At 68.8% G+C, this 24,101-nt stretch carries 25 protein-coding genes; 17 read left to right on the top strand and 8 right to left on the bottom strand.

The annotated features are described in order from the left end of the window. Nucleotides 1-101 precede the first annotated feature (101 nt). The 9 genes from E0H75_RS03950 (at nucleotide 102) to E0H75_RS03910 (ending at nucleotide 7,541) form a co-directional block, all read left to right on the top strand. A complete protein-coding gene (locus tag E0H75_RS03950; RefSeq protein ID WP_202872817.1) occupies nucleotides 102-911 on the top strand; it encodes a PrsW family intramembrane metalloprotease in 810 nt (269 codons plus the stop codon). A gap of 33 nt (nucleotides 912-944) precedes the next feature. Continuing rightward, nucleotides 945-1,571, top strand: coding sequence for a helix-turn-helix transcriptional regulator (locus E0H75_RS03945; protein WP_202872816.1), 627 nt, complete (start codon nucleotides 945-947; stop codon nucleotides 1,569-1,571). Continuing rightward, a complete protein-coding gene (locus E0H75_RS03940) occupies nucleotides 1,555-2,682 on the top strand; it encodes an aminotransferase class I/II-fold pyridoxal phosphate-dependent enzyme (RefSeq protein ID WP_131511637.1) in 1,128 nt (375 codons plus the stop codon). The genes E0H75_RS03945 and E0H75_RS03940 overlap by 17 nt, the downstream gene beginning before the upstream one ends. After that, complete coding sequence (locus tag E0H75_RS03935) at nucleotides 2,682-3,602, top strand: ornithine cyclodeaminase family protein (RefSeq protein WP_131511636.1); 921 nt, start codon at nucleotides 2,682-2,684, stop codon at nucleotides 3,600-3,602. Before E0H75_RS03940 ends, E0H75_RS03935 begins: the two co-directional genes overlap by 1 nt. A 354-nt stretch (nucleotides 3,603-3,956) precedes the next feature. Further along, nucleotides 3,957-5,087, top strand: coding sequence for an endonuclease (locus E0H75_RS03930; RefSeq protein WP_238162810.1), 1,131 nt, complete (start codon nucleotides 3,957-3,959; stop codon nucleotides 5,085-5,087). A 121-nt stretch (nucleotides 5,088-5,208) separates the two neighbouring features. Further along, on the top strand, nucleotides 5,209-5,463 hold the full coding sequence (locus tag E0H75_RS03925) for a type II toxin-antitoxin system Phd/YefM family antitoxin (protein WP_131511635.1): 255 nt from the start codon (nucleotides 5,209-5,211) through the stop codon (nucleotides 5,461-5,463). Then, on the top strand, nucleotides 5,460-5,900 hold the full coding sequence (locus E0H75_RS03920) for a type II toxin-antitoxin system VapC family toxin (RefSeq protein ID WP_131511634.1): 441 nt from the start codon (nucleotides 5,460-5,462) through the stop codon (nucleotides 5,898-5,900). Before E0H75_RS03925 ends, E0H75_RS03920 begins: the two co-directional genes overlap by 4 nt. 87 nt (nucleotides 5,901-5,987) lie before the next feature. Next, the gene (locus tag E0H75_RS03915; RefSeq protein ID WP_131511633.1) at nucleotides 5,988-6,815 is read left to right on the top strand and encodes a siderophore-interacting protein; all 828 of its coding nucleotides are present in this window, start codon (nucleotides 5,988-5,990) and stop codon (nucleotides 6,813-6,815) included. Nucleotides 6,816-6,860: 45 nt separating this feature from the next. Further along, nucleotides 6,861-7,541, top strand: coding sequence for a class I SAM-dependent methyltransferase (locus E0H75_RS03910; RefSeq protein WP_131511632.1), 681 nt, complete (start codon nucleotides 6,861-6,863; stop codon nucleotides 7,539-7,541). Here the strand turns inward: E0H75_RS03910 and E0H75_RS03905 are convergent. Then, nucleotides 7,504-8,226 (bottom strand): hypothetical protein, encoded by a 723-nt coding sequence (locus E0H75_RS03905; protein WP_131511631.1) that lies wholly within the window; start codon nucleotides 8,224-8,226, stop codon nucleotides 7,504-7,506. The two genes, E0H75_RS03910 and E0H75_RS03905, sit on opposite strands and share 38 nt — an antisense overlap. Before the next feature lie 38 nt (nucleotides 8,227-8,264). Between E0H75_RS03905 and E0H75_RS03900 the strand changes: the two genes are divergently transcribed. Both E0H75_RS03900 and E0H75_RS03895 read left to right on the top strand, forming a co-directional pair. After that, entirely contained in the window at nucleotides 8,265-9,164 is a 900-nt protein-coding gene (locus E0H75_RS03900; protein WP_131511630.1) for an aminoglycoside phosphotransferase family protein, read from the top strand. 12 nt (nucleotides 9,165-9,176) lie between these two features. Further along, nucleotides 9,177-9,638, top strand: a complete 462-nt coding sequence (locus E0H75_RS03895; RefSeq protein WP_131511629.1) for a group II truncated hemoglobin — start codon at nucleotides 9,177-9,179, stop codon at nucleotides 9,636-9,638. Between the two features lie 13 nt (nucleotides 9,639-9,651). Here E0H75_RS03895 and E0H75_RS03890 read toward each other — a convergent pair whose 3' ends face one another. Next, nucleotides 9,652-10,308, bottom strand: a complete 657-nt coding sequence (locus E0H75_RS03890; RefSeq protein WP_131511628.1) for a hypothetical protein — start codon at nucleotides 10,306-10,308, stop codon at nucleotides 9,652-9,654. Between the two features lie 155 nt (nucleotides 10,309-10,463). On the opposite strand from E0H75_RS03890, the gene E0H75_RS03885 reads away from it, so the two are divergent. From E0H75_RS03885 to E0H75_RS03870, 4 genes are all read left to right on the top strand, one after another. Then, on the top strand, nucleotides 10,464-11,534 hold the full coding sequence (locus E0H75_RS03885) for a quaternary amine ABC transporter ATP-binding protein (protein WP_131511627.1): 1,071 nt from the start codon (nucleotides 10,464-10,466) through the stop codon (nucleotides 11,532-11,534). Further along, nucleotides 11,534-13,489, top strand: a complete 1,956-nt coding sequence (locus E0H75_RS03880; protein ID WP_131511626.1) for an ABC transporter permease subunit — start codon at nucleotides 11,534-11,536, stop codon at nucleotides 13,487-13,489. The genes E0H75_RS03885 and E0H75_RS03880 overlap by 1 nt, the downstream gene beginning before the upstream one ends. Then, complete coding sequence (locus tag E0H75_RS03875) at nucleotides 13,486-14,445, top strand: ABC transporter substrate-binding protein (protein WP_131511625.1); 960 nt, start codon at nucleotides 13,486-13,488, stop codon at nucleotides 14,443-14,445. Before E0H75_RS03880 ends, E0H75_RS03875 begins: the two co-directional genes overlap by 4 nt. A 112-nt stretch (nucleotides 14,446-14,557) precedes the next feature. Next, a complete protein-coding gene (locus tag E0H75_RS03870) occupies nucleotides 14,558-15,154 on the top strand; it encodes a ParA family protein (protein ID WP_131362277.1) in 597 nt (198 codons plus the stop codon). Nucleotides 15,155-15,347: 193 nt separating this feature from the next. Here E0H75_RS03870 and E0H75_RS03865 read toward each other — a convergent pair whose 3' ends face one another. Genes E0H75_RS03865 through E0H75_RS03850 form a run of 4 tightly spaced genes read right to left on the bottom strand, consistent with a single transcriptional unit; the run spans nucleotide 15,348 to nucleotide 19,326 of the window. After that, nucleotides 15,348-16,547, bottom strand: coding sequence for an ROK family transcriptional regulator (locus E0H75_RS03865; RefSeq protein WP_131511624.1), 1,200 nt, complete (start codon nucleotides 16,545-16,547; stop codon nucleotides 15,348-15,350). 21 nt (nucleotides 16,548-16,568) lie between these two features. Continuing rightward, on the bottom strand, nucleotides 16,569-17,459 hold the full coding sequence (locus E0H75_RS03860; RefSeq protein ID WP_131511623.1) for an oxygenase MpaB family protein: 891 nt from the start codon (nucleotides 17,457-17,459) through the stop codon (nucleotides 16,569-16,571). A gap of 29 nt (nucleotides 17,460-17,488) precedes the next feature. After that, nucleotides 17,489-18,022: a GNAT family N-acetyltransferase gene (locus tag E0H75_RS03855; protein ID WP_131511622.1), complete on the bottom strand. Its 534-nt coding sequence runs from the start codon at nucleotides 18,020-18,022 to the stop codon at nucleotides 17,489-17,491. Between the two features lie 8 nt (nucleotides 18,023-18,030). After that, nucleotides 18,031-19,326: an NsdA family TPR-like regulatory protein gene (locus E0H75_RS03850; protein WP_131511621.1), complete on the bottom strand. Its 1,296-nt coding sequence runs from the start codon at nucleotides 19,324-19,326 to the stop codon at nucleotides 18,031-18,033. 229 nt (nucleotides 19,327-19,555) lie between these two features. On the opposite strand from E0H75_RS03850, the gene E0H75_RS42895 reads away from it, so the two are divergent. Continuing rightward, nucleotides 19,556-19,729 (top strand): hypothetical protein, encoded by a 174-nt coding sequence (locus E0H75_RS42895; protein WP_165553433.1) that lies wholly within the window; start codon nucleotides 19,556-19,558, stop codon nucleotides 19,727-19,729. A 450-nt stretch (nucleotides 19,730-20,179) separates the two neighbouring features. Here the strand turns inward: E0H75_RS42895 and E0H75_RS03845 are convergent, their stop codons facing one another. Then, nucleotides 20,180-21,196, bottom strand: coding sequence for a GNAT family N-acetyltransferase (locus E0H75_RS03845; protein WP_131511620.1), 1,017 nt, complete (start codon nucleotides 21,194-21,196; stop codon nucleotides 20,180-20,182). A gap of 44 nt (nucleotides 21,197-21,240) precedes the next feature. Here E0H75_RS03845 and E0H75_RS03840 point away from each other — a divergent pair, with 44 nt between their 5' ends. Then, nucleotides 21,241-22,674, top strand: coding sequence for a sulfatase family protein (locus E0H75_RS03840; RefSeq protein ID WP_131511619.1), 1,434 nt, complete (start codon nucleotides 21,241-21,243; stop codon nucleotides 22,672-22,674). Here the strand turns inward: E0H75_RS03840 and E0H75_RS03835 are convergent. Then, nucleotides 22,612-24,066: an MDR family MFS transporter gene (locus tag E0H75_RS03835; protein WP_131511618.1), complete on the bottom strand. Its 1,455-nt coding sequence runs from the start codon at nucleotides 24,064-24,066 to the stop codon at nucleotides 22,612-22,614. The genes E0H75_RS03840 and E0H75_RS03835 overlap by 63 nt on opposite strands. Nucleotides 24,067-24,101: the final 35 nt, after the last annotated feature.

Below are 24,101 nucleotides of genomic sequence, written 5' to 3'. Positions count from 1 at the left end.
TTGAGACAGAGTTTGCAATCACGTCACGGGGATCCGGCCTGTCCATCACTGCCGTCCCTGCGACATGGCGCAAGCACGCCAGCCCCGGCACCATCGGAGGCATGACAGCGCACATGGCCGCACAGCAGGTGGCGCGTAGATGGGCTTGGCTCGGCACGTTGCTGGTCGGCGGTGCGCTGTACGTGCTCGTCCTCGCCGTCTTCACCGACACCGCGAACCCGAATCTGTTCCCGACGCTGATCCTGCTCGGCGCCCTCGTCGTACCGCTGACGTTCGTGACGTTCGCGGCCGGCCGGTCCGGGCGCTGGCTGATCGACGGCCCGACGCTCGGCGGGTCGCTGCTGTTCGGCGGCGTCGTCGGAGTTGTCGTCGCCGGCCTGCTCGAGTACGACGCGATGCGGCGACTCGGGACGTTGCCGATGCTCGGGGTCGGGCTGATCGAGGAGGCGGCGAAGCTCGTCGTGCCGACCATCCTGGTGGTGTTCTTCGGGCATCGCTACCGGACCTCGCTCGGGACCGGGATCGTCATCGGCGTCGCGGTCGGCACCGGCTTCGCCGTACTGGAGACGATGGGGTACGCCTTCGTCGCGCTGCTGCAGTCCGACGGGAGCGTCGGGGCGGCCGAGCGGACGCTGTTCATCCGCGGACTGCTCTCACCGGCCGGGCACGCTGCCTGGACCGGGCTGGCCTGCTGGGGACTCTGGCGGTTCGCGATCGTGCCGAGCGGCAAGCACTTCGTCGGTTTCCTCGGCATGTACGCGCTCGCCGTCGCCCTGCACACCACCTGGGACGGGATCGGCGGCTGGGTCACCTACATCATCGTCGGTGTGATCTCGATCGGCCTGCTGTTGTACGGCCTGAAGCGAGCACAGCGGATGGACCAGGTGCGCGTCCCGGTCTCGGCTGCCTAGACAAACTGTCCATCATGGACCTAGTGTCCACCTGTGAAGCCGGATCAACTCGCACCGATTGGTGACGCCCTGGCGCGGCTGCTGTCGCCGCATGCCGAGGTCGTGCTGCACGACGCCGTGACCGACCAGGTCGCCGGAATCTGGAACCCGCTGTCCGGCCGCGAGCCCGGTGAGCCCTCGCTGCTCGGTGAGCTGGCCGAACTGACCGCGACCGGTGAGGGCGTCTACGGCCCCTACCCGAAGTCGCTCTCCGACGGACGCCGGCTGTCGAGCGTGAGCGCCGTGATCCGCGACGACGACGGCGAACCGGCGTACGTCCTGTGCATCAACGTCGACAGGACGGCCTTCGAGGAGGCTTCGCGACTGCTGGCGGCCTTTGCTGCACCGGTCGCCGGGCAGCCGCGGGTGCTGTTCGAGCACGACTGGTCCGAGACGCTCAACGAGATCGTCGGTGCGTACGTCCGCGAGCGCGGCGCGGCGGTCGACCGGTTGACCCGCGCGGACCGGCTCGAGGTGCTCGGTCAGCTGGACACCGCCGGCGTCCTGAGTCAGCGCCGATCGGTCCCGGCCGTTGCCCGCGCATTGCGCGTCTCCCGGTCCGCGCTCTATCAACTGCTCGCCGAGGCCCGGAAGGAACCCGCCGATGCCGACCCTGCCTGACTTCCGGCTGGAGACCTACTTCGCGCAGTGGGAGTTCAGTGCGCGCTACCACCTGACCGCCTCGGACGCGCAGACGTTGTCGCTGGCCGAGTTGCTCGCGCTGGCCGACGACGACGGCCGGCAGCGGTGGGAGTCGCTGGCCCTCGGTTACACCGAGACGCGCGGACTGCCCGCACTGCGGGAGGAGATCGCCGCGACGTACGAGCATGCTGGCGCGGACGACGTACTGTGCTTCGCCGGGGCCGAGGAAGCGCTCTACCTGGCGATGCGGACGTTGCTCGAGCCCGCGGATCACATGGTCGTCCTGACCCCGAACTACCAGGCGGCAGAGACGGTCCCGCTGTCGGTCTGTGAGGTCACCGGTGTCGCGTTGCGGCCCGAGGAAGGCTGGGCGCTCGACGTCGACGCGATCGAAGCCGCACTCCGGCCGAACACCCGGATGGTGTCGGTGAACTTCCCGAACAACCCGACCGGGGCGGTCCCGTCCCTCGACAGCTGGTACCGCTTGGTGCGGCTGTGCGACGAGCGTGGGATCACGCTGTTCAGCGACGAGGTGTACCGCGGACTGGAACTCTCCGCACCATCGTTGCCGCAAGCAACAGACCTGTCCGGTACGGCGCTCTCCCTCAACGTGATGTCCAAGGCGTACGGGCTGCCCGGCCTGCGGATCGGCTGGATCGCCTGCCGGGATCGGGCGGTGCTGGACAAGCTCGAGCGCGCCAAGCACTACACGACCATCTGCAACTCCGCGCCGAGCGAAGTACTCGCGCTGATCGCGCTGAGAGCTCGTGAGCAGGTGCTCGCCCGCAACCGCGGGATCGTCGCGGAGAACCTGCCGGTGTTCACCGAGTTCTTCGCGCGCTATCCCGAGCTGTTCGAGTTCACCGCACCGGACGGCGGCTGTGTCTGCTTCCCGCGCTACCTCGGTGCGGACGGTGTCGAGGCAATGTGCACCGACCTCGTCGAACAGGCCGGCGTACTGCTGCTGCCGTCGAGCATCTACAGCTCGGCGCTGACCGAGACCCCGACCGACCGCTTCCGGGTCGGCATCGGGCGCAGCGATCCTGGTGAGGCCTTGACCGTGTGGGGCGAATGGTTGGAGAAGCGCTGATGACGCTGCCAGTGATCGGTCTGACCGAGATCACGAGGGTCGCCACACCGGACCTGGTCTTCGGCGCGGTTCGCGCTGCGTGCATCGCCCACGCCGAGGGTCGTACGTCGGTCCCGGCGCCGATGGTGCTGGACTTCCCCGAGCATGCCGGCGACTGCCACGTGAAGGCCGGGTACGTCGACCGGTCGCCGTACTTCGTGGTGAAGATCGCCAGCACGTTCGCCTCGGTCAACAACGGGCTGATGCTTCTCGTCGACGCGACGAACGGCGCGCCTGCCGCGGTGCTCGCCGACGAAGGCCTGCTGACCGCGTGGCGTACGGCGGCCGCCGGGGCGCTGATCACCGACGCGATGACACCTCCCGACGTGGACGAGGTCGCGGTCCTCGGGACCGGCGAGCAGGCACGGATGCAGGTGCAGTGGTTGTGCGAACTGCGGCCGCTACGCCGGGTCAAAGTGTGGGGCCGTCGTCCCGAAGCTGTGGACGCGCTCTGCGCGGTCTTCGCCGAGGACGGCCTGGACGCGCGGCCCGACGGACTGGACGGCGCGGCGTGCGTGATCGCGACGACCGCTGCCCGGGAGCCGTTGCCGGCCGAGGCGTTCCGGTCCGCGCTGCACGTGACCGGGATCGGGACCGACATGCCCGGCAAGGGTGAGTTGCCGGTCGAGGTGTTCGCGGGTGCGCTCATCGCCACCGACGACCACGCGCAGTGCCTCGATCACGGTGACTTCGGGAACGCCGTACGGGCCGGTGTCGTGGGCAACGACGTCGACTGGGCGGTCGGCGCCGTACTGCGGGACGGCGTGGACCGGAGCCGCCGGTCGGTGGCCGATCTGACCGGGATCGGTGCGGCGGATGCCGCGGTGGCGAGCGCCGTACTGGCCCGGGCGACTGCTTCCGAGTCAATTTCCCGTCAGTAGGGTGAGACGGCCGCGCTGAGGCATGGACAACGCGTGCTGGACTGAGTACGGTCCGTAAACGGCGTCCGCACCACGCCACCGCTGGAGGGCTGCTCGTCTGGGGCTGTGCCCTCCTCCTGTGCGGTGAGGTGCTGCCCGCCAGTAGCGCCTCACTGGTGGATGGGCAGAGCAGCCCGCGGCGGCTCGTCGCGGCCTGATGGGGGCCCATACACCCAGGTGGGGCGGTGAGCGTCACTCACATGCTCACCGCCCCACCGACTCAATTCACCTACGGTTTCACCGCCGGACGTTCGGTGACCCGATCCGGTGGGCAAACTGAGGGCGACCGGATCCCAACCGCCCCTGGGAGTTGCCGTGCCCATTCCACGCGCCCTGCGTCCCGCCCTGGTCGTCTCCGTCGTGCTCGCCCTGCTCGGCTTCGGCATCACGCCGTCGACCGCGGCGACCACCGCGACGATCTCCGTCAGTACCGCGATCGGCCGGCAGGACGGATCCACCGCGACGGTCGAGGGGTACGTGGTCGGTCAGCCGACCGCGACCAGCACCGTTGTGCGGAGCAACTTCCCGAACGACTATGCGCTGGCGCTGGCGGATTCGGCCGCGCAGACCAGTACGTCGGCGATGCTGTACGTCCAGATCCCGTCCGCGTTCAGGGCGTCGTATGGACTGCAGACCAACCCTGGACGTCTCGGTCAGAAGATCACGGTGACCGGGACGCTGGCGGCGTACTTCTCGCATCCGGGCTTGAAGAACGCGACGGCGTTCGGCGGTGGCGGGTCGGACGATCCGGGGCCGGATCCGGGTGACTACTACGCCGGCGCCGAGGGCAAGACCGGGCCCGCGCTGAAGTCCGCGCTGCACACGATCATCTCGAGCCAGACCAAGCTCACCTACGACCAGGTCTGGAACGCGCTGAAGGACACCGACCAGGACCCGGCGAACAGCAACAACGTGATCGAGATCTACTCCGGCCGCTCGATCAGCAAGAGCACCAACGGCGGTGACCCGGACGACTGGAACCGCGAGCACGTCTGGGCCAAGTCCCACGGCGACTTCGGTACGGCGACCGGCCCCGGCACCGACATCCACCACCTACGGCCCGAGGACGTGTCGGTGAACGGTGTGCGCGGCAACCTCGACTTCGACAACGGCGGCTCGGCCGTCGCCCAGTGCACCGGCTGTACGGCGGACTCGGACTCCTTCGCCCCGCGTCCCGCCGTTCGCGGCGATGTGGCCCGGATGATCTTCTACATGGCAGTCCGGTACGACGGCGGCGACGGTTTCGCCGACCTCGAGCCGAACAACTCGGTCAACAACGGCTCCGCGCCGTACATCGGCAAGCTCTCCGTCCTCAAGGCCTGGGCCGCCGCCGACCCGCCCGACGCCTTCGAGCAGCGCCGCAACGAGGTCATTTACACCACCTACCAACACAACCGAAACCCCTTCATCGACCACCCCGAATGGATAACCTCCATCTGGCCCTGACCGATCTGCCCCGACCTTCCCCACGATCTGCCCTTCGCGCCGCTCGCCTGCCCGCTCCACAGTGGTGGAGACAGGCAATGTGGCTAGAATCGAAGGAGGAAAAGTGGCCATAGGAGGTCTGGTGGACATCGGGATCAGGGAGCTTCGCGACGGCCTGAGCCGCCATCTCGCTGAAGTGCGCGAAGGACGGACGATCACCATCACGGACCACGGCAAGCCGATCGCCCGCATCGTGCCGGTCGACGGTCCGACCAAGCTCCAGCAGTTGGTGGCCGAGGGAAAGGCCCGCCCGCCACTCCGGAAGAAGCGCCCGGCAGGCATCCCCACCAAGGCTGACGGCATTGTCAGCGACCTGATCGCGGAGCAGAGGCGGTGATCTGCTACTTCGACACCTCAGCCTTCGTCCCGCTGCTGATCCCCGAGCCGGTGTCCCCCGCGTGCCGCCGGTTGTGGGAGGACGCCGACGACGTCGTCACCACGAGGCTGCTCTATGTCGAGGCCGCCGCCGCGTTGGCGAGGGCGGTGCGCTGCCATCGAATCACTCATGCTCGGGAGGCGGAGGCGCTCGAAGATCTCGATCGCTACTGGGGGGAGTTGTTTGTCATCGATCCGACCCAGCCAGTGGTTCGCAGAGCGGGAGAGTTGGCGTCGGCTCAGGCACTTCGTGGGTCCGACGCGGTGCACTGTGCGACCGCGGAGGCCGTCGACGCGCAAGACCTGATCTTCGCATCCGGTGATCAGAAGCAGTTGGAGGCCGGCGTGAAACTCGGGTTCTACATCGCAGATGTGAACGACCCGGAGCGCAGCGCGTAGCCGGGCTGCGGTTGTCGCGGCGGGGGTGGGGTTGGTGGGTTAGGGTTGTTAGGTAGGCCTAACTTCCGCCGAGAGGACTGTGGTCGTGTGACCAGCCCCGCACCCCGTCGCAATCGCGTGTGCAAGCGCGCGACTGTTCGCCGTACCGAGCAGATCACTCCGCACATGATCCGGGTCGTGTTCGGCTCCGAGGACTTCGCCGACAACGGATTCACCGATCACTACGTGAAGCTGCTGTTCAGTCAGCCCGGGGTCGAGTACCCCGAGCCGCTCGACATGGGCGTGGTCCGGGAGACGTACCCGCGGGAGCAGTGGCCGACGATGCGGACGTACACCGTGCGCAGTTGGGACGAGGACGCGAAGGAACTCGCGATCGACTTCGTCTACCACGGCGACGAGGGCGTCGCCGGGCCGTGGGCCGCGGCGGCCAAGCCCGGTGACGTGCTGTGGTTCAACGGTCCGGGTGGCGCCTACGCGCCGGACGAGGCAGCGGACTGGCACCTGCTGGTTGGCGACGAAAGCGCGCTGCCGGCGATCGGTGCCGCGGTCGAGCAGTTGCTGCCGGGTGCACGGGCGACCGTCCTGGTCGAGGTGGACGACGAGACCGAGGAGCAGAAGCTCAGCGGCTCCGGCGACGTCGACGTGACCTGGTTCCATCGTGCGAGCCGCTCGGGTGGTCGTGGCGACGGGCTGGTCGCCGCGGTCGAGGCGCTGGACTTCCCGGCCGGTGACGTCCAGGTGTTCGTGCACGGCGAGGCCGGCTTCGTGTTCCGGATCCGCAAGAACCTCTTCCAGGAACGCGGTCTGCCGCGTGAGCGGGTCTCGCTGTCGGGCTACTGGCGGCTGGGCAAGAACGAGGACGGCTGGCAGGCGGAGAAGGCCGAGACTGCTCGCAAGGAGCGCGAGGGTTCCTGACGTCGGCGGGCGAACCAGGTCGGCCCGGGCGGCATCGTACGAAGCATGGATGACCCTGCCTCGTTCGATCGCTTCGCGGCCGCGTACGACCGGTTCGTCAGCCTGCAGCCCGGGCAGAACACCCAATGGGTGATCGGTCTCGGGCTGCACGGCGAGCGTGCACTGGATGCCGGGTGCGGGCCGGGCCACGCGACCCAGCGGCTGGCCGGGCAGTTCGATCACGTCGTCGGCGTCGACCTGAGCGAGCCGATGATCGAGATCGCCCGCCGGACCCGGTCCCGGCCGAACCTCGAGTACCGCACGGCCGACGTGTTCACGATCGACGACCACGGCTTCGACCTGGTCTACAGCCACACGATGATGCACCACCTGCCCGACTACCGGGCCGGTCTCGAACACCTCAAGAGCCTGGTCCGTCCGGGCGGCACGGTCGCGGTGGTCGACAACGTGTGCGACTGGACTCCGACACCGCCGCGGTACATCTACCTGCTGGGCGCCTGGTTGGGCTTCCCGCGGCAGCTCCGTCGACTCGGCCTGCGTGATGCGTGGTTCGAGTTCCGCTTCTGGCACAGCAAGCCGTGGCTCGATCACCTGGCCAGCGACCGCTACCTGTCCCGCGCCCAGTTCCGCGAGGTGTACGACGAGGTCTTCCCTGGAGCGCAGTACGACGACGTCGGGTTCGCGTTGGCTATGCGATGGACCTGCGCCGGTCCAGAAGCTCGATGAGGGTCGGCGCCTGGTTGCTCGGCAGCACCCAGTCGTCGCCGGAGGCCTGCAGGATGATCGCCGGCCCCTCGGACGCGACCGGCGGGTGCGGAATCGCGATCGGGAACTTGAGCCGTTCGGCACCACTCAGCGACACCTCGAACGTCCCGGTGATCGCGGCCAGCGGATACGACCGCGACTGCTCCTCGGACCGCGGGAACGGATGGCCCTGGATCGTCACCGAGTCCTTGCCGAGTAGTACTGCGGCCAGCGGCATCCCGCGCAACCGGAAAACCAGCTCGTACGGCGTCTCCGCCAGTTCCGGTACGACCGGGACCAGCAGCGCACGATCGGCAGCGCGGGCGAGCGCGAGCCCCACGACCAGGCCGACGATGAGCGCCGGCAACGCGAGAAGCGCCGGCCACCAGATGCCGAGCATCAGCGGATAGAGCGTCGCGAACAACCCGGCGATGCCGCCGAACAGTCCCCCGACGCCGGCCCACCAACGCGGCACGTACCGATGCCGTCGCCAGAGGATCCACCCGAACACCAGCATCCCGGCCGGTACGACGTAACCGATCCAGGTCGCGGCTGGTCCCTGCGTGCTGATCCACGCCACGATCCCCAGCAACACCAACGGGATCCCCAGATACGTCACTGCCACCACGCGCTGCACTCGCCGGTGCCTGCGTTCCACCTCGGTCACGGAGAAAACCCAAGCACACCCCGGCCGAACCACCTACTGTGCCGAGGGTGATCGAGATTCCCGCGAAGCTGATCAGGAACCACAGCGAGCGGTCGCCCGAGTGGTTGGCGAGCCTGCCGGCCACGGCCACGACCTACCTCGACCGGTGGCAGTTGTCCGTCACGGGCGACCCGCTGAGCGGCGAGGCGTCGCTGATTCTCCCGGTGGTCCGGCAGGACGGGACCGAGGCGATGCTCAAGCTCCAGTCGGTCAACGACGAGAGCGAGGCCGAAGCGCTCGCCCTGCGCAGCTGGAATCACGACGACGTCGTCGAGGTGCTCGAGGACGACCCGGCGACGTCTACCCTGCTGCTCGAACGGCTCGAACCGCGCACCCTCGACGATCTGCCCGACCACGTCGAGGCAACCCGCATCCTGGCCGAGCTCCTGGTCAGGCTCAGCGCGGTACCGGCACCGCCCGGGATCCGCCGCCTCGCGGACATCGCCGGTGCCATGGTCGAGGACGCGCCCGGCCTGATCCCCCGGCTGGCCGATCCGGCCGAGCAGCGGCTGGTACGGCGTTTCGTCGCGCAGGTCACCGAGCTGCTGCCGGACTCTGGTGACCGGCTGCTGCACTGGGACCTGCACTACTACAACGTGATGGCCGCGCAGCGGCAGCCGTGGCTGGTGATCGACCCCAAGCCACTCGCCGGTGATCCCGGCTTCGAGGTCTTCCCGGTGCTGTGGAACCGGTGGGACGACCTGGTCGCGACCGGCGATCTGCCGAAGGCGATCCGGGACCGGTTCGACCTGATGCTCGAGGTCACCGCGATCGACCGGGACCGCGCACTCGGCTGGACGGCCGGCCGCATCCTGCAGAACGTGCTCTGGTTCACCGAGGACGGAGCGACCCGGATCGAGGCCGAGTTGGCCGCTGTCGCCGATGCGCTGTACTCGTGATTACATCATTACATGACGACGACTCCGACGCTGTACGAGTGGGCCGGTGGGCACGAGGCGCTGCTGCGCCTGACCCAGGTGTTTTACGACAAGGTGCCGAGCGACCCGGTCCTCGCGCCGGTGTTCGCGCACATGAGCGACAAGCACCGCGAGCATGTGGCGATCTGGCTGGGCGAGGTCTTCCGCGGCCACAGCCGGTACACCGATGAGCTCGGCGGCTACCCGGCGATGCTGGGCCACCACCTCGGCCTGTCGCTCACCGAGGAGCAGCGGTCGCGCTGGGCCGCCCTGATCGCGCAGAGCGCCGACCCGGCCGGGCTCCCGGACGACCCGGAGTTCCGCTCGGCCTTCGTCGCGTACATCGAGTGGGGCACGCGGATCGCGCTGTCCAACTCCCAGCCCGGCGCCACCCCACCGCCCGAGGCGCCCGTCCCCCACTGGGGCTGGGGCGAAGCTCCGCCGTACCAACCGTAGTCATCGTTGTCCATCAGGTCCGCCGGCCCCAGGTCTGGCGGACGTGACGGACGACGAGCAGGACGACGGCCGCGAGTGCAGCGACACCTACGACGACTCCGATGACGACGGACACCGCGAGCTCGGTGCCGAGCGCGTCGCCGATGAGGCCGGCCAATGCGCCGACCAGCACCGCCACGATCACACTGACGAGCAACGCGATGCTCGACAGGTACTGCGTCGCCGGGATCCGCGTACGGCGGGTGCCGTAGGTCCGCATGATCCCGGCGACATCCTCGCGATGCCCGGTCACGAAGTACTCCTCGAGTTCGGGCGCGATGTCGAGGTAGCCCCGCCGCAACCGGTTCATGCCGATCACCAGTTCGACGTCCTCGCCGTTGAGCTGGACCAAGCGGATGACAGTCGCTACGCCGATGACCACCAGCAACGGGATGACCAGCAGCGCGAAGATGCGGAACCCGACGCCGAACTCGGTGCTCTGCGCGACCAGGGCAAGCGCGACCATGGCCGCCGAAACAACCGTCACGAACCAGCTGGCGCGGCTGAAGCTCTCGCTCCACGCCAGGCTGCGCGTGGCCAGCAGGCTCCAGTGCTCGGTCGACAGGATCTGTGCCCGCACGGACGCAGGGGCGGGCCCGGCGGCCTGGGTTTCGGCGGGAACGTCAGGCATGTCGCCACTCCTCGCATCGTGGGCCACCAGTTTCACCGACGCCGGGGTCCGTTCGCTGACGCCGCAGACACCCCGTGCCCGCGCCGGGGGACTGTGGGTTGGATACAGTCGCGGTTCACGACGAATCCGCGTGGCGGGGATGCGAGGGTGAACCAGTGACCGCTCAGCTCGAGTATCCCGGGGTGCAGGACGACAACGCGCTGCTGTCGATCCACGGCCTGTGGAAGGTGTTCGGCCCGAAGGCGCAACGCGTCCCCCGCCGGCCGGAGCTCGCCTCGCTCGACCGCGCCGCCCTGTACAGCCAGACCGGATGTACGGCGGCCGTCCGCGACCTCAGCTTCGACGTGGCACCCGGCGAGGTCTTCGTCGTGATGGGCCTGTCCGGTTCGGGCAAGTCCACGCTGGTCCGGTGTCTCACGCGCTTGATCGAACCGACCGCCGGCACCCTGATCTTCGAGGGAGAGGACCTCCGCGCGGCCGACGAGAAGCGGCTGCGCGCGCTTCGCCGGAGCAAGTTCTCGATGGTGTTCCAGCACTTCGGGCTGCTGCCGCACCGCAAGGTGATCGACAACGTCTCGTACGGCCTGGAGATCCGCGGCGAGAGCAAGCCGGACCGACGCCGTCGGGCCCAGGAGGTCATCGACCTGGTCGGCCTGGCCGGCAACGAGAACCTCTACCCCGAGCAGTTGTCGGGCGGCATGCAGCAGCGCGTCGGTCTGGCCCGTGCGCTCGCCAACGACCCCGACGTACTGCTCTTCGACGAACCGTTCTCCGCGCTCGACCCGCTGATCCGCCGCGAGATGCAGACCGAGGTGGTGCGCCTGCACCGCGAGGTCGGCAAGACGATGGTGTTCATCACCCACGACCTGTCCGAGGCGCTCAAGCTGGGTGACCGGATCCTGCTGATGCGCGACGGCGCCGCGGTGCAGTTCGGCACCGGCGACGAACTGGTCGGTGCGCCGGCCGACGACTACGTTCGCGAGTTCGTGCGGGACGTGCAGCGGGCCGACGTACTGACGCTGCGCTGGATCGTTCGCGAGCCGCGCCCGGAGGAGCCGCTGGACGGGCCGGAGCTCGGCCCGGACGTTCTGGTCCGGGAGGCGACCCGGCTGGTGCTGGAGTCGGACCGCCCGGTCAAGGTCGTCTCCAACGGCACGCTGCTCGGTGTGATCGGTGACGAGGAGATCCTCGCCGTCGTGGCGCCGCCGCACAAAAAGCCCGTCTGATGGCGTCCATCACCGGCTCGGTCGAGTTCGAGGTACGACGGCCGCGCCGCAGCGTGATCATCGGGATCCTGCTTGTCGTCTGGGTCGCGGCGTACTTCTTGCTCCGCGGGATCGACACACTCGTTCTCGGTGGTCAGGAGACGACCGCGTTCCACCGCTGGCTGACCGATCACCGCGACGACGTCGGCCAGGGCAACGCCGTCTTCGACGCGATCCGGGTCGGCGTCGACCACTTCGTCGTACTGCTCCAGAACGTCCTGGCCCAGCCGTCGTACGGGCGTCCGGTCCCGGTGATCGGCTGGCTCGGTGTGGTTGCGCTGGCGGCGTACCTGGCCTGGGCGTTCGGGAGCTGGAAGGTCGCGCTGCTGACCGCGGCCGGGCTCGGGTTCGTCGGGCTGCAAGGGCTGTGGCAGGAGAGCATGGACACGCTCTCGCTGACGATCGCGGCCGTGCTGCTGTCGCTGCTGGTCGCGATCCCGCTCGGCATCTGGGCGGGATTGTCGAATCGCGCGTTCCGGGTCGCGACGCTGGTGCTCGACCTGATGCAGACACTGCCGACGTTCGTGTACCTCGCGCCACTCACCCTGTTCTTCGCGATCGGGCCCGCGGCCGCAACCATCGCGACCGTGATCTACGCCGCGCCGCCGGCCGTCCGGCTGACCGCGCACGCGATCCGTTCGGTCCCGCTGGAGAGTGTCGAGGCGGCCCGTTCGCTCGGATCGACCCGCGGCCAGACGCTGACCAAGGTGCTGCTGCCGATGTCGCGCAGCACTGTTGTGGTCGGCATCAATCAGACGATCATGGCGGCGCTGTCGATGGTGACGGTCGCCGCGCTGATCGACGCGCCCGGCCTCGGGCAGACCGTGCTGACGGCTCTGCAGACGCTCGACGTCGGCGTCGCGTTCAACGCGGGCCTGGCGATCGTGGTCATCGCGATCGTGCTCGACCGCGTCACCACCGCGGCCGGCGACCGGCCGTGGCGTACGGCGAGCGTCCGCCGGAAGGTCCTGCTCGGCGCGGGCGCGGTCGGAGTGCTGGTCGCGATCTGGTTCTCCCGGACCTATGTGTGGGCGGCCGAGTTCCCGGACACCGTGAACCTCGGCTCGCGGATCGCCGTGATCGCCACCGACGTGACGAACTGGGTGCAGGACACCTTCGGCGGTTTCACGTACGGCGTCCGTGACGCGGTGACCAACGGTCTGCTGAACCCGCTCGAAGCCCTGCTGACCGGGTCGCCATGGTGGCTCGTGGCCGCGGTCGTTGTCGCGCTGGCCGCCGTACTCGGGGGCTGGCGGGGCGCGGTGCCGGCGGCGGTCTGCTCGGGATTGCTGGTGGCCACCGGGGTGTGGCACGACAGCATGATCACGCTGGCCTCGACGTTGCTCGCGACCGTCGTGGTGGTCGTCGTCGGTCTTGCGCTCGGAGTGTGGGCCGGGCGCAAGCACCGGGTCGACACCTGGATCCGGCCGGTTCTGGACGCCGGCCAGACGATGCCGCCGTTCGTTTACCTGGTGCCGTTCCTGGCGCTCTTCGGCTCCAGCCGGTTCACCGCGATCGCGGCCGCCGTCGTGTACGCCGTACCGGTCACCACCAAGATCGTTGCTGACGGCATCAAGGCGGTGCCGGTGGCAACGGTCGAGGCGGCGAACTCGGTCGGCTCCAGCAGTTGGCAGGTGATCAGCAAGGTGCAGCTGCCGGTGGCCCGCCGAGCCATCACACTGGCGGTCAACCAGGGCCTGATCTACGTGCTCGCGATGGTGGTGGTCGGTGGCCTGGTCGGCGCCGGTGCCCTCGGGTACGACGTCGCCGCCGGCTTCGCGCAGAGCGAGCTGTACGGCAAGGGACTGGCCGCCGGGCTGGCGATCGTGCTGCTCGGGGTCCTGCTCGACCGCATCACGCAGGCGGCCGCGCGGACCCGGAAGTTCAACGGAACAGTTAGAGGAGACAAGCTGTGAACAAGCTCCGGTACGCCGGTGTCCTGACGGCCGCGGCACTCGCGCTCGCCGGATGCGGCGGGGAGAAGGTCGGTGCGGACGAACCGGCCGCGAGCGGTGCGAAGGACTGCGGCACGTTCAACCTGGCCGTCAATCCGTGGGTCGGGTACGAGGCGAACGCGGCCGTGGTCGGGTACGTGGCCAGCAAGGATCTCGGCTGCACGGTGGTGAAGAAGAACCTCAAGGAGGAGATCTCCTGGCAGGGCTTCGGCACCGGCGAGGTCGACGCGGTGCTGGAGAACTGGGGCCACGAGGACCTGAAGAAGAAGTACATCGAGGACCAGAAGGTCGCGGTCGAGACGGGTTCGACCGGGGTCAAGGGTGTGATCGGGTGGTACGTGCCGCCGTGGATGGCCGCGAAGTACCCGGACATCACCGACTGGAAGAATCTGAACAAGTACGCCGCCCAGTTCAAGACCTCGGAGTCCGGTGGCAAGGGCCAGTTGCTCGACGGCGACCCGTCGTACGTGACGAACGACGAGGCGCTGGTGAAGAACCTGTCGCTGAACTACAAGGTCGTGCAGAGCGGTAGCGAGACCGCGCTGATCCAGGCGTTCCGGGACGCGGAGAAGAACAAGAAGCCGCTGCTGGCGTACTTCTACGAGCCGCAGTGGTTCTTCAACGAGCTCAAGCTGGTGAAGATCGACCTGCCGCCGTACAAGTCCGGCTGCGATGTCGACCCGGCGAAGGTTGCCTGCGACTACCCGCCGTACGACCTGGACAAGGTGGTCTCGAAGAAGTTCGCCGACTCGGGCAGCCCGGCGTACGACCTGGTCAAGAACTTCCAGTGGACCAACGAGGACCAGAACGCGGTGGCCCGGATGATCGCCGTCGACAAGCTGACGCCGGACGCCGCCGCCGAGAAGTGGGTCAAGGACAACCAGTCGAAGGTCGACACCTGGCTGGGCAAGAAGTAGCTCTGAAGCGGGCTTGAGCTTGTTCACATGGGCTGGGGGCAACTATCACGATGTGGGTGAGCAACGCCGACGACACGCCGGAAATCGGACAGGACCGGGTAAGTTCACTCTCATGATCATCGTGACAGCTGCACTGAAGGGCGGGGTCGGAAAGACAACCACGTCGGTGTACTTGGCCGCGCTGGCATCTTCCAACCGTCGCACAGCCACCCTGGTCGACGCCGATCCACAAGGCAGTGCCGCCGACTGGGTCGACTCCTCCGAGGACGACCATCTGAACAGGATCGAGATCGAGGAGGCGCCGACCGAACGGCTGCTGAACAAGGCACTCGACAAAGTTCCGCCCGAGGGCATCGGCATCGTGGACATGCCGCCGTCCCACGAGCGGCTGCTGAACAAGGCCCTCGAGCGAGCCCGGATCGTGGTCATCCCGACCCGCATCGGCGGGGTGGAGACACCTCGCGTGAAGGCCGTACTGGAACTGGTTCCCGACGACGTCCCGGCAGGCCTGGTGATCTGCTCGGCCCGGACGTACACCCGGAGCTACCAGGAAGCGATGCAGCAGTACGCCGAGGAAGGCATTCCGGTCTGGGGCACGATCCCGGAGCGGGTGTCGATCACGGCCGGCCCCAGCGGTCCGCTCGCCGCCGACGGCCTGGAGTCCTACAAGAAGGTCTGGCGCAAGATCCTGGCCGCCGCCCGCACCTGACCGCTCTCCCCCTCCCGGTGCATTTGAACGGATAACCCCTGAAAGACAGCGTTCTCCCCTCGTAATTCGAGGGGAGAACCGGCAACGGGAGGGGTTGTCCGTTCAAATGCTCGTGGGCGGTGGGCGGTGGGCGGTGGGCGGTGGGCGGTGGGCGGGCGGGCGGGGGGCGGGCGGTTGGGGCTGTGTGCGCGGCTCAGCGGTTGAGGGGCGGTTCGCCGCGGACGTAGGAGCGGATCACCGTGGCGGCCGCGCCGCGGGCCCAGTCGTCGAAGGTGTGCGAGCGCAGCATCAGGCGGCAGTCGCCGGCGGCCCCGAACGCATGCTCAGCGAACGTCCGCCGCAGCCGCTCCTCGTACAGGTCGTACTCCGCGACGCCCTCGCCCGCGATCACCACGAGCTCCGGCCCGACCAGGTTCACCATCGCGGCCAGCGCCGCACCGATCACCTCACCGGCCCGGTCGAACGCCTCGCGCGCGTGCTCATCGCCCTCGTGCGCCAGCTTGATCGCCCCGGCCAGATCCAGATCCGCCCGCCCGGTGGTCTCCCGGGTCCGGGCCAGGATCGCGTCGGACGAGGCAACCGTCTCCACACAACCGCGCCGGCCGCAGGTGCAGACGAGGTCACCAGGAGCCAGCGGTAGATGGCCGAGCTCGCCGGAGACGCCGTACGCGCCGGACACGACCTCACCGTTGATGTAGAGCCCGCAGCCGATGCCCGACCCGATCGTCACGACCGCGAACGAGTCGGCATCGACGCCGACCCCGAACCAGTGCTCGGCCACAGTCAGCGCCCGTACGTCGTTCGTCACCACGACCGGGAGCCGCAGCCGCTGACCCATCAGCTCCGCGACCGGGACGTCCCGCCAACCCATGAACGGCGAGTCCCGGACGACTCCGTGCGCCGCGTCGACATCGCCGGACACCGCCACACCGATGCCGACCAGCGGCCCGGCCACCGCCTCGCCAAGCTTGAGCGAGGTGATCAGTTCCTTCGACAAGTCCGCCAGTTGGTCGATCACCCGCTCGGGCGCGGTGTCGTCGAGCCGCTGATGCCGGACGGTCAGGATTCCGGCGGTGAAGTCGGTGGTCACGCCGATCAGGCTGGTCGGGGTCACCTTCAACCCGATCAGCGAGACGCTCTCGCGGACCACGGTCAACGGGCTCACCGGCCGGCCGATGCCGAGCTGGTTGTCTTCGGACGGCACAGGCGCCTGATCGGTGACGAACCCGGCCTCGATCAACGGCGCGACGGCTTTGGTGACGGCCGCCTGAGACAGTCCGGTCCGGCGCGCGATCTCCACCCGCGGGATCGGGCCCTGGGTCAGAATCCTGGTCAGCACCTCGACTCCCGCCGGCGTGGCCAGGGGGAGCGGACGATGAGGACGCAGCGGCACGAGAACAACCTACCGGCGCGTTTAGGAGTCCGCGCCGATTTCTCCCAGTGTTGGCGACGTCAGAGCCCACCGGATGGTCTTGGTGAGGCCGTTGCCGCTGGCGCGTACGACGGTCCGCTCGGCAAGCGGCAGGTACGGCAGCCGCAGTGGCAGCCGGGTCCACCACGGCAGCAGACCGACCGCAGCGGCCGTGAGTACGCCGTACGCCGGGCGCGCGGCCCACGGCACGGGTGGGTGCACGAGCATGAAGCGGGCGGCCTGGCGGGCTTCGGTCGTGCCGCGCAGTTCCGGCTGGTACTCCTGCAGTGTCTGCCGCAACTCGGCCACGGTGGTCGGTGGGTCGATGACTCCGAGCTTGCGGGCCACGAGCGCCGCGTCTGCGACGTACAGGTCCTGCTCCTCGGCGTTGAGCGGTGCGACGCCGTACTGCCGGTGTGCGGCGAGGAAGCTGTCGACCTCCGCCACGTGGACCCACTTGAGCAGGTGCGGATCGGAGGCGCGGTACTTCACCCCGTCCGGACTCGTCCCGCGGACCCGCTCGTGCACGGACTTGACGCGCGCGATCGCCTCCTCGGCGTCCGGGACCGCGCCGTACGTCGTGATGGCCAAGAAGTAGCTGGTCCGGCGCAGCCGTCCCCACGGGTCGCCGCGGTAGCCGGAGTGCGCGGACACGGCCGCCATGGCGAGCGGGTGCAGCGACTGCAGGAGCAGAGCCCGGAGTCCACCGGCGAACATCGACGCGTCGCCGTGCACCCGCCGGATCGGGCTGTCCGGAGCGAACCAGCGGGGACCGGGTGTGTTGTGCACCCGGTTGCGTTCGGCGCGCGGGTCCGGACCCGCCACCTTGGTCATGATCAGCTTCGCCAACCCGTCCCGCAGCGGGTCCAGCGGTCCAGCGATGGTGGCTGCCATACAGCCAGTCTGCCCCGGCCGCCAAGCCGTCAGTCGGCGTACTCGTTCGCCAGGAGGGAGTAGAGCAGAGAGTCGCGCCAGGCGCTGTTGGTGAAGACGTGGTCGCGGAGGTGGCCCTCGTACGTGAAGCCGAGGCGCTTCACCACCGCGATCGAGGCCTCGTTCTCCGGGCCGATCGCGGCGGTCACGCGGTGCCGGCCCTGGGCGGTGAACGCGAACCGCAGCATCACCCGCGAGGCGTCGGTGGCGTAGCCGCGGCCCCAGTGATCGGCGTGGACCGCGTAGCCGAGCTTCGCTCCCCACGGCCCGCTGGGCGCCAGCCGGGCGAAGCCGATCACCCGGTCGTCGTCCCGTCGGGTGACGGCGAGCATGTGATCCGGCCGGTCCTCCCGGGCCGACCGTTCGATGATGCCCACGAGTGCCTCGGCCGCCTTGGCGCGGTCGTAGCTGTCGAAGGCCATCCAGGTGGTCACCCTGTCGTCACCGGCGATGGCCAGATAGTCGTCCAGATCGGTGGGACGGAATTCGCGCAGCGTGGTCAGGTCGCCGCTCAGGGGATCCATCCGGGCGGTTACCGGGGGAACGTCTGCATCGGGGTCCGGGTGAACATCTCGATCTCCTCCTGCAGCTCCCGGGCGTCGTCCGCGCGCCCCGACTGCCGCAGTGCCTGGTGGACCCGGCGGGCCGAGTGCACCACACCGTTGATCCGGCGCTCGGTCGGCAGGCCCAGCACCGGCGCGATCGCGTCGGCCGCACCGTCGAGCTCGCCACTGGCGATCCGGTTGATCGCCATCGCGGCCTGGCTGCCGGCGGCGTCGCCGAAGGCCCACTCCGGGTGGTTCTGGTCGGTGTAGGCGTCGACCGCCTGGCTCGAGTACCGCGCGGCCTGGTCGACCTCACCGGGCAGCCACGCCAGCGCGTCGGCCGCGTAGTACAGCTGGCGGTGCCGGCCGAAGGTGCAGAGGCCGCCCATGTCGTCCAGGTCGTCGTTGCGGACCGTGTTCCAGGCCTCTTCGGCCCGCTCGAGCGCGGCGCGAGTGGCCTCCGGGTTGCCCAGCGCGGCCCAGGCGCGGGCCTCGCTCACCGGCAGCCAGACGCTGGTGGTGCTGTTCGCCTGCTCGGCGTACCCGGCGCCGAGCTGCGCGTACCGGACCGAGTCGTGCGGGTTGCCGGCCCAGTAGGAGACCAGCGACTGCAGGCCGCGCACCCAGGCGCGCAGGCCGTGGTGGTCGGCGTTGTCGGCGCACAGGAAGGCTGTCCGCGCCTGGGTCAGGGCGGCGTGTGGGTTGCCGAGGTCGTGGGACGCCTTGGCCAGCAGACCGCCGGTCACGCCGCCGAGGAAGTACAGCTGCCGCAGGTGTTCCGGGCGTTGCCTGCTCTCCAGCAGCGCGAAGACCAGGTCCTGCGTCTCGACCAGTTGGCCGAGGATTTCTGGCAGCGGACGCTGCGGGTAGGCCTTCGCGACGTGACGCACGTCGTCGTACACCTGTTCCATGGCCTCGCTTCCGAGACCGGACTGGGCCGCGAGGGCAAACGCCCTCGCTCGGCTGGCAGCCATGTCGAGAACCTCCATCTCATTACCTGTCGTGATCCGTCCACTCGCGGCAGGTGCCGGCACCACCTGGGATGCCTGTTCGGGAACGTACGGCGCGAAGAGCTCCTCGACCGGCTTTCCGAACATGCGTTGCAGGGTGCGCCGGGTCTGAGGAGTGGTGCCCGCGCGCTCGCCCGATGCGAGGCGCCGCAGGTGCCGCTCGGTGATGGTTCCACCCAGCTCGACGAACTCGGCGACGATCTCGGAGTAGGTCTGGTTCCGGCGCTGGATCAGGTGCGCCAGGACCGTCTTTGGCGTGTACCTCCCCGCCATCGTTCCTCCCGTTCACGTCAGATCAGACGTTGTCTCGACTCATGCCCCACGACAAGGTGCGGTCCCCCAGATGTCCGCGAGAGGTCCGGAAGAGGTCCGGCAAAGGTCCGGTCCAGGTCCTAGAGCGGTCACGTTGGGCTCGTGCACCATTACTGCCATGACAACCAGTAAGTCCAACTGGTTGCAAGGGCTCAGAGTTACGGGGTGAGAAGTAGTGACCATCGCGGAAATGACGTCGAGACAGCACCGGCGCCGAGTGCGGGTCTGGTTCGGCGAGCACGTGATCGCTCAGTACGTCGCGGAGGCGCCGTTGGCGGCCCGCTACGAGCAGGCGATGCGGCGCCGTTTCGCCGGTCTCCGAGTCACCAACGACGTCCTCGGCCCACTCGACAGCACCGACTGAAACACCATGACCTTCCGGGTCCTCCTCAGACCCGGTTCGCTGCGCCCTGGGGTCTCCTCACGCTCAGGGGCAGCTCTGGAAGGTCCGAGACACTCCTCAGTCCCGGACGAAACCCAGGTGTGGTCCGGAGCACTCCTCAGCTCCGGACCACACCGCCCTCCCGAACCCGGCTGGGCCTGGCGGTTGAGCTCCCTGTATCACCGCCGCCCAGCCGTTCCAAACCACCTCCTGGCCGACACCTCGGGCCAGGCAGGGCCGAGTGTCCTGGGCGGTAGGACACCGGTGGCTCTTGACACCTCACCGAGAGCCACCCCCTGAGGTGGCCGGCTCCGCTGTGTGATCGCCGCGCCTGGGCGATCACACAGCGGAGCCCCTTTGCTTTCACGCCGCGAGCTTCTGAGCTATCCGCCGGAGAACCTGCTGACCCGGTTCGTGACCGGGGTCGACCGGCTATGACCGCTGGATGTCCGCTTCGGGTCCGGTGATGTAGACCGCGAACGGCGCGTCCGGCTGGACCTCCGCCAAGCCCTCGACCCATCCCTCGTAGCTGGCTTCACCCACGTAGGTCATCCCGAGCCGTTCCATCACCGCCCGGGACGCACGGTTGATCCGCTCGGTGAACGCGACGACCGAGCTCCCACCGAGGGTGCGGAACGCGAAGTCCAGTCCGGCCCGGCCGATCTCGGTCGCGACGCCCTGGCCGCGGTACGCCGTGAGCACACTCCACCCGAGCTCGAGCCGATCGGTCGCCCACTCGGACCCCACGAGCGCGGCCATCTGCTCGTAGTCCCCCAGCCGCGAGAGCCCGCCCCGGCCGACCAGTGCACCGGACGTCCGGTCGTAGGCCATCCACTTGCTGACGCCGTCCCGCTCCCATGCCTCATGCATCCCGGTGGCCCGTTCGAGTGACTCCTCCGCGGACCAGGTGCCGGCGAACCACTGGGCGACCCACGGATCGGCGTGCAGGATCTCGAGGTCCGCGGCATGTCCGGGCAGTACGTCGCCCGGTGCGGTCATCGGTTCGAGCCGGAGGCGCTCGGTGAACCGGGTGCGGACCGCATGCGCCACGACGTCGCGCAGCCGCCGGTCGCCGTCGGTGCGGCCGACCATCAGCAGTTCGAGGTCGTCCGGCCCGACCCAGGCCGACGCGTCGTGCTTGCCCTCTTCGAGTCGCGGCCGGCTCAGGTCCCCGTCGACCGTGATCAGGTAGTCGAGCTCACGCCGTACCCGGCCCTCGTGCTCCCACTCCCAGTCGGCGACGGTCCAGAGGATGTCGCGGACCTTCCAGCCGGTCTCCTCCTCGACCTCCCGCGCCAGCGCCTGCTCTGGTGTCTCTCCCGCTTCCAGGTGCCCGCCGACGATGTCCCAGATCCCCGGCAGCAACCGCCGATCCGCCGTACGCCGCTGGACGTAGACACGCTGCTGCTCATCCCGGATCAGGGCACCCACACAGTCGACTGCACGCATACAAGCAACCTAGCCCGCCCGCAGGTGTGGCAGAGTGCTGAGCCGTGACGTCGGTGCCGAACATCTTGTTGATCGTGTCGGATGATCATGGGTATGCGGATCGGAGTGCGCTGGGGGTGCATCCGGATGTGCGGACGCCGGGGCTGGATCGGCTGGCCAGTGGTGGAGTGAGCTGCTCCAGTGCCTACGTGACTGCTCCGATCTGCAGTCCTTCGCGGGCGGGGATCATCTCGGGGCGGTACCAGCAGCGGTGGGGTGGTCAGTGGTTCGACTCGGCCTCCTTCGCGCCGGACGACGTACCGAGTCTGGCTGAGCTGCTGCAGGAGCGCGGCTACCGGACCGGGTACTTCGGCAAGGTCCACTACGGCAGCGAGAACGTCGGGGACCGGGCCTGCCCACCGCAGCATGGCTTCGAGGAGACGCTGTACGGCCTGGCCGGGCAGTCGCTCGGCCGGCTCAACTACCTGCATCACTCCGAGCAGTCCCAGAGCGAGTACGGCGCTGATGCGGCCAAGTACATGGCGGTGCAGCCACTGCTGTCCGGCGACGAGCCGGTCGAGCACGAGGGCTTCCTGACCAGCGAGCTCGGCCGCCGGGCCGCGGAGTTCATCGAGTCCGGGGACGAACGCCCGTACTTCTGCATGCTCGCATTCAACGCGGTGCACAACTTCTGCTGGCAACTGCCCGCCGACGAACTCGCCCGCCGCGGCCTGCCGGAGTACAACGACTGGAAGCCGGAGTCCGGCCGCACCTACACCGAGTGGTACGACGACGTGATCGTGCCGAACCTCCCGCACGGGCGCGAGTACTACCTGGCGCAGCTCGAGCTGATGGACGCCGAGATCGGCAAGCTGCTCGACCTGCTCGACGCCACCGGTCAGGCGGACAACACTCTCGTCGTCTACACCACCGACAACGGTGGCTCGACCTGCAACTTCGCCGACAACACTCCGCTGCGCGGGACGAAGTACACGGTCTGGGAAGGCGGCATCCGGGTCCCGATGCTGTGGCGCTGGCCGGAGCAGTTGCCAGCCGCACAGCAGACGGATGCACTGGTCAGCACGCTGGACCTCGTGCCGACGCTGGTCGCTGCGGCAGGTGGCGAAGCCGAGTCGGATGGCGTCGACCTGCTGCCGGTGCTCACCGGCGAGACCCAGTCCGCCCACACCGCCCTGCACTGGGACTGCGGCTTCCAGTGGGCCGTGCGATCCGGCGACTGGAAGCTCAGCTGGGTCGACAGCGACAGCCCGTCCGTCGCTCACCTCAGCGAGTACGAGCATGCCCCGATGGGCTCCGGCTGGCAACTGACCAACCTCGCCGTCGACCTGGGCGAGCAGCACAACCGCGTGACCGACGACCCCGAGATCGCCCAACGTCTCCAAGCACTGCACGCCACCTGGCGCACCGAGGTCGAGCTAGACCCGGTTGGGTTGCTCGGGGATCCGGTTCGGCATGAAGAGAACGGCAACGACGAGTAGGACGGCAGCACCGGCGGCGCCGTAGTAGACGTCGTGGATAGCTGGGGCCAGGACCTCACCGGGCAGCGTCTCGAGGTCGGCGTGGTCGTCGCCAAGGCGTGCGGCGACGACACCGTTCGCCACGGCGCCGAAGGCGGCCACTCCGATCGCGCTGCCGACCGACCGGGCGAACATGTTCGCGCCCGTCACCACACCACGCGTCTGCCACTCGACCGACGACTGCGCCGCCACGACGGACGGCGACGCCGAGAAGCCGAGTCCGAGGCCGATGACGAAGCAGGCAGCGGCCAGGTGCAGCACGGAACTCCCGGGCTGGACCGTGAGCAACAGCCCGGAGCCGACCACCACGATGCACGCGCCGAACAGCATCGTCGTACGGAATCCGAGCCGCAGGTAGATCCGCCCGGCGACCGAGGCAGCGATCGGCCACCCCAGCGTCATCGCGGCCAACGCGAACCCGGCGACCAGAGCCGACGTACCCAGCACGCTTTGAGCGAAGAGCGGTACGTACGTCGACAGGCCGATCATCAGCACGCCGATCAGCAGGGCCGCCGAGTTGGCGGAGTTCAGGACGCGCCGGCTGAGCACCCACAACGGGAGCACCGGCTCGGCGGCCCGGCGCTCGACCACGACGAACGCGGTCAGCAGGGCGACCGCCCCGGCCAGGATCGCGATACTCGAGGTCGAGTCCCAGGACCACATCACCCCGCCGCCCTCGAGCAGACCGAGCAACAGCATTGAGCCACCGACCGCGAGCAGCACCGCACCGGCGTAGTCGATCCGGTGGCTGGTCCGCGGTACGACGTTCTCGTGGAAGCGACGGACCAGCGCCCAGGCGGCGGCGATGCCGAGCGGGATGTTCACGAAGAAGATCCAGCGCCACGAGATGAAGTCGGAGAACACCCCGCCCAGGGTCGGCCCGACGAACGACGAGATCCCCCAGACGCTGGCCAGGTAGCCCTGGACCTTGGCCCGCTCGGCCACTGTGTAGATGTCGCCGACGATCGTCATCCCGATCGGCTGGATCGCGCCCGCGCCCAGACCCTGGATCAACCGGAACGCGATCAGCGCCGGCATACTCCAGGCGAACCCGCACAGCACCGAGCCGAGCAGGAACAGCCCGACGCCGACCAGCATGATCGGCTTGCGGCCGCGCAGGTCGGCGAGCTTGCCGTAGATCGGCACCGAGACGGCCTGGGCCAGCAGGTAGATCGAGAACAGCCAGGGGAACTGGGTGAAACCGCCGAGGTCGTCCACCACCGACGGAACGGCGGTGGCCAGGATGGTCGCGTCGATCGCCACCAGCCCGACGCTCAGCATCACCGCGAGCAGGATCGGTCCCCGCTCCGACCGAAGCCCCACACTCGCCCGGTCGATCCGCTCAGTAGTCATGACAAAGGTCAATCTAACTGCCGGGACAACGATTC

Origin of the sequence: Kribbella capetownensis (assembly GCF_004331485.1) — a bacterium.
In the GTDB taxonomy this organism is placed as follows: Bacteria; Actinomycetota; Actinomycetes; order Propionibacteriales; family Kribbellaceae; genus Kribbella; species Kribbella capetownensis.
The sequence above is the reverse complement of the archived record's forward strand: the minus strand, read 5'-3'. Positions and strand labels throughout refer to the sequence as shown.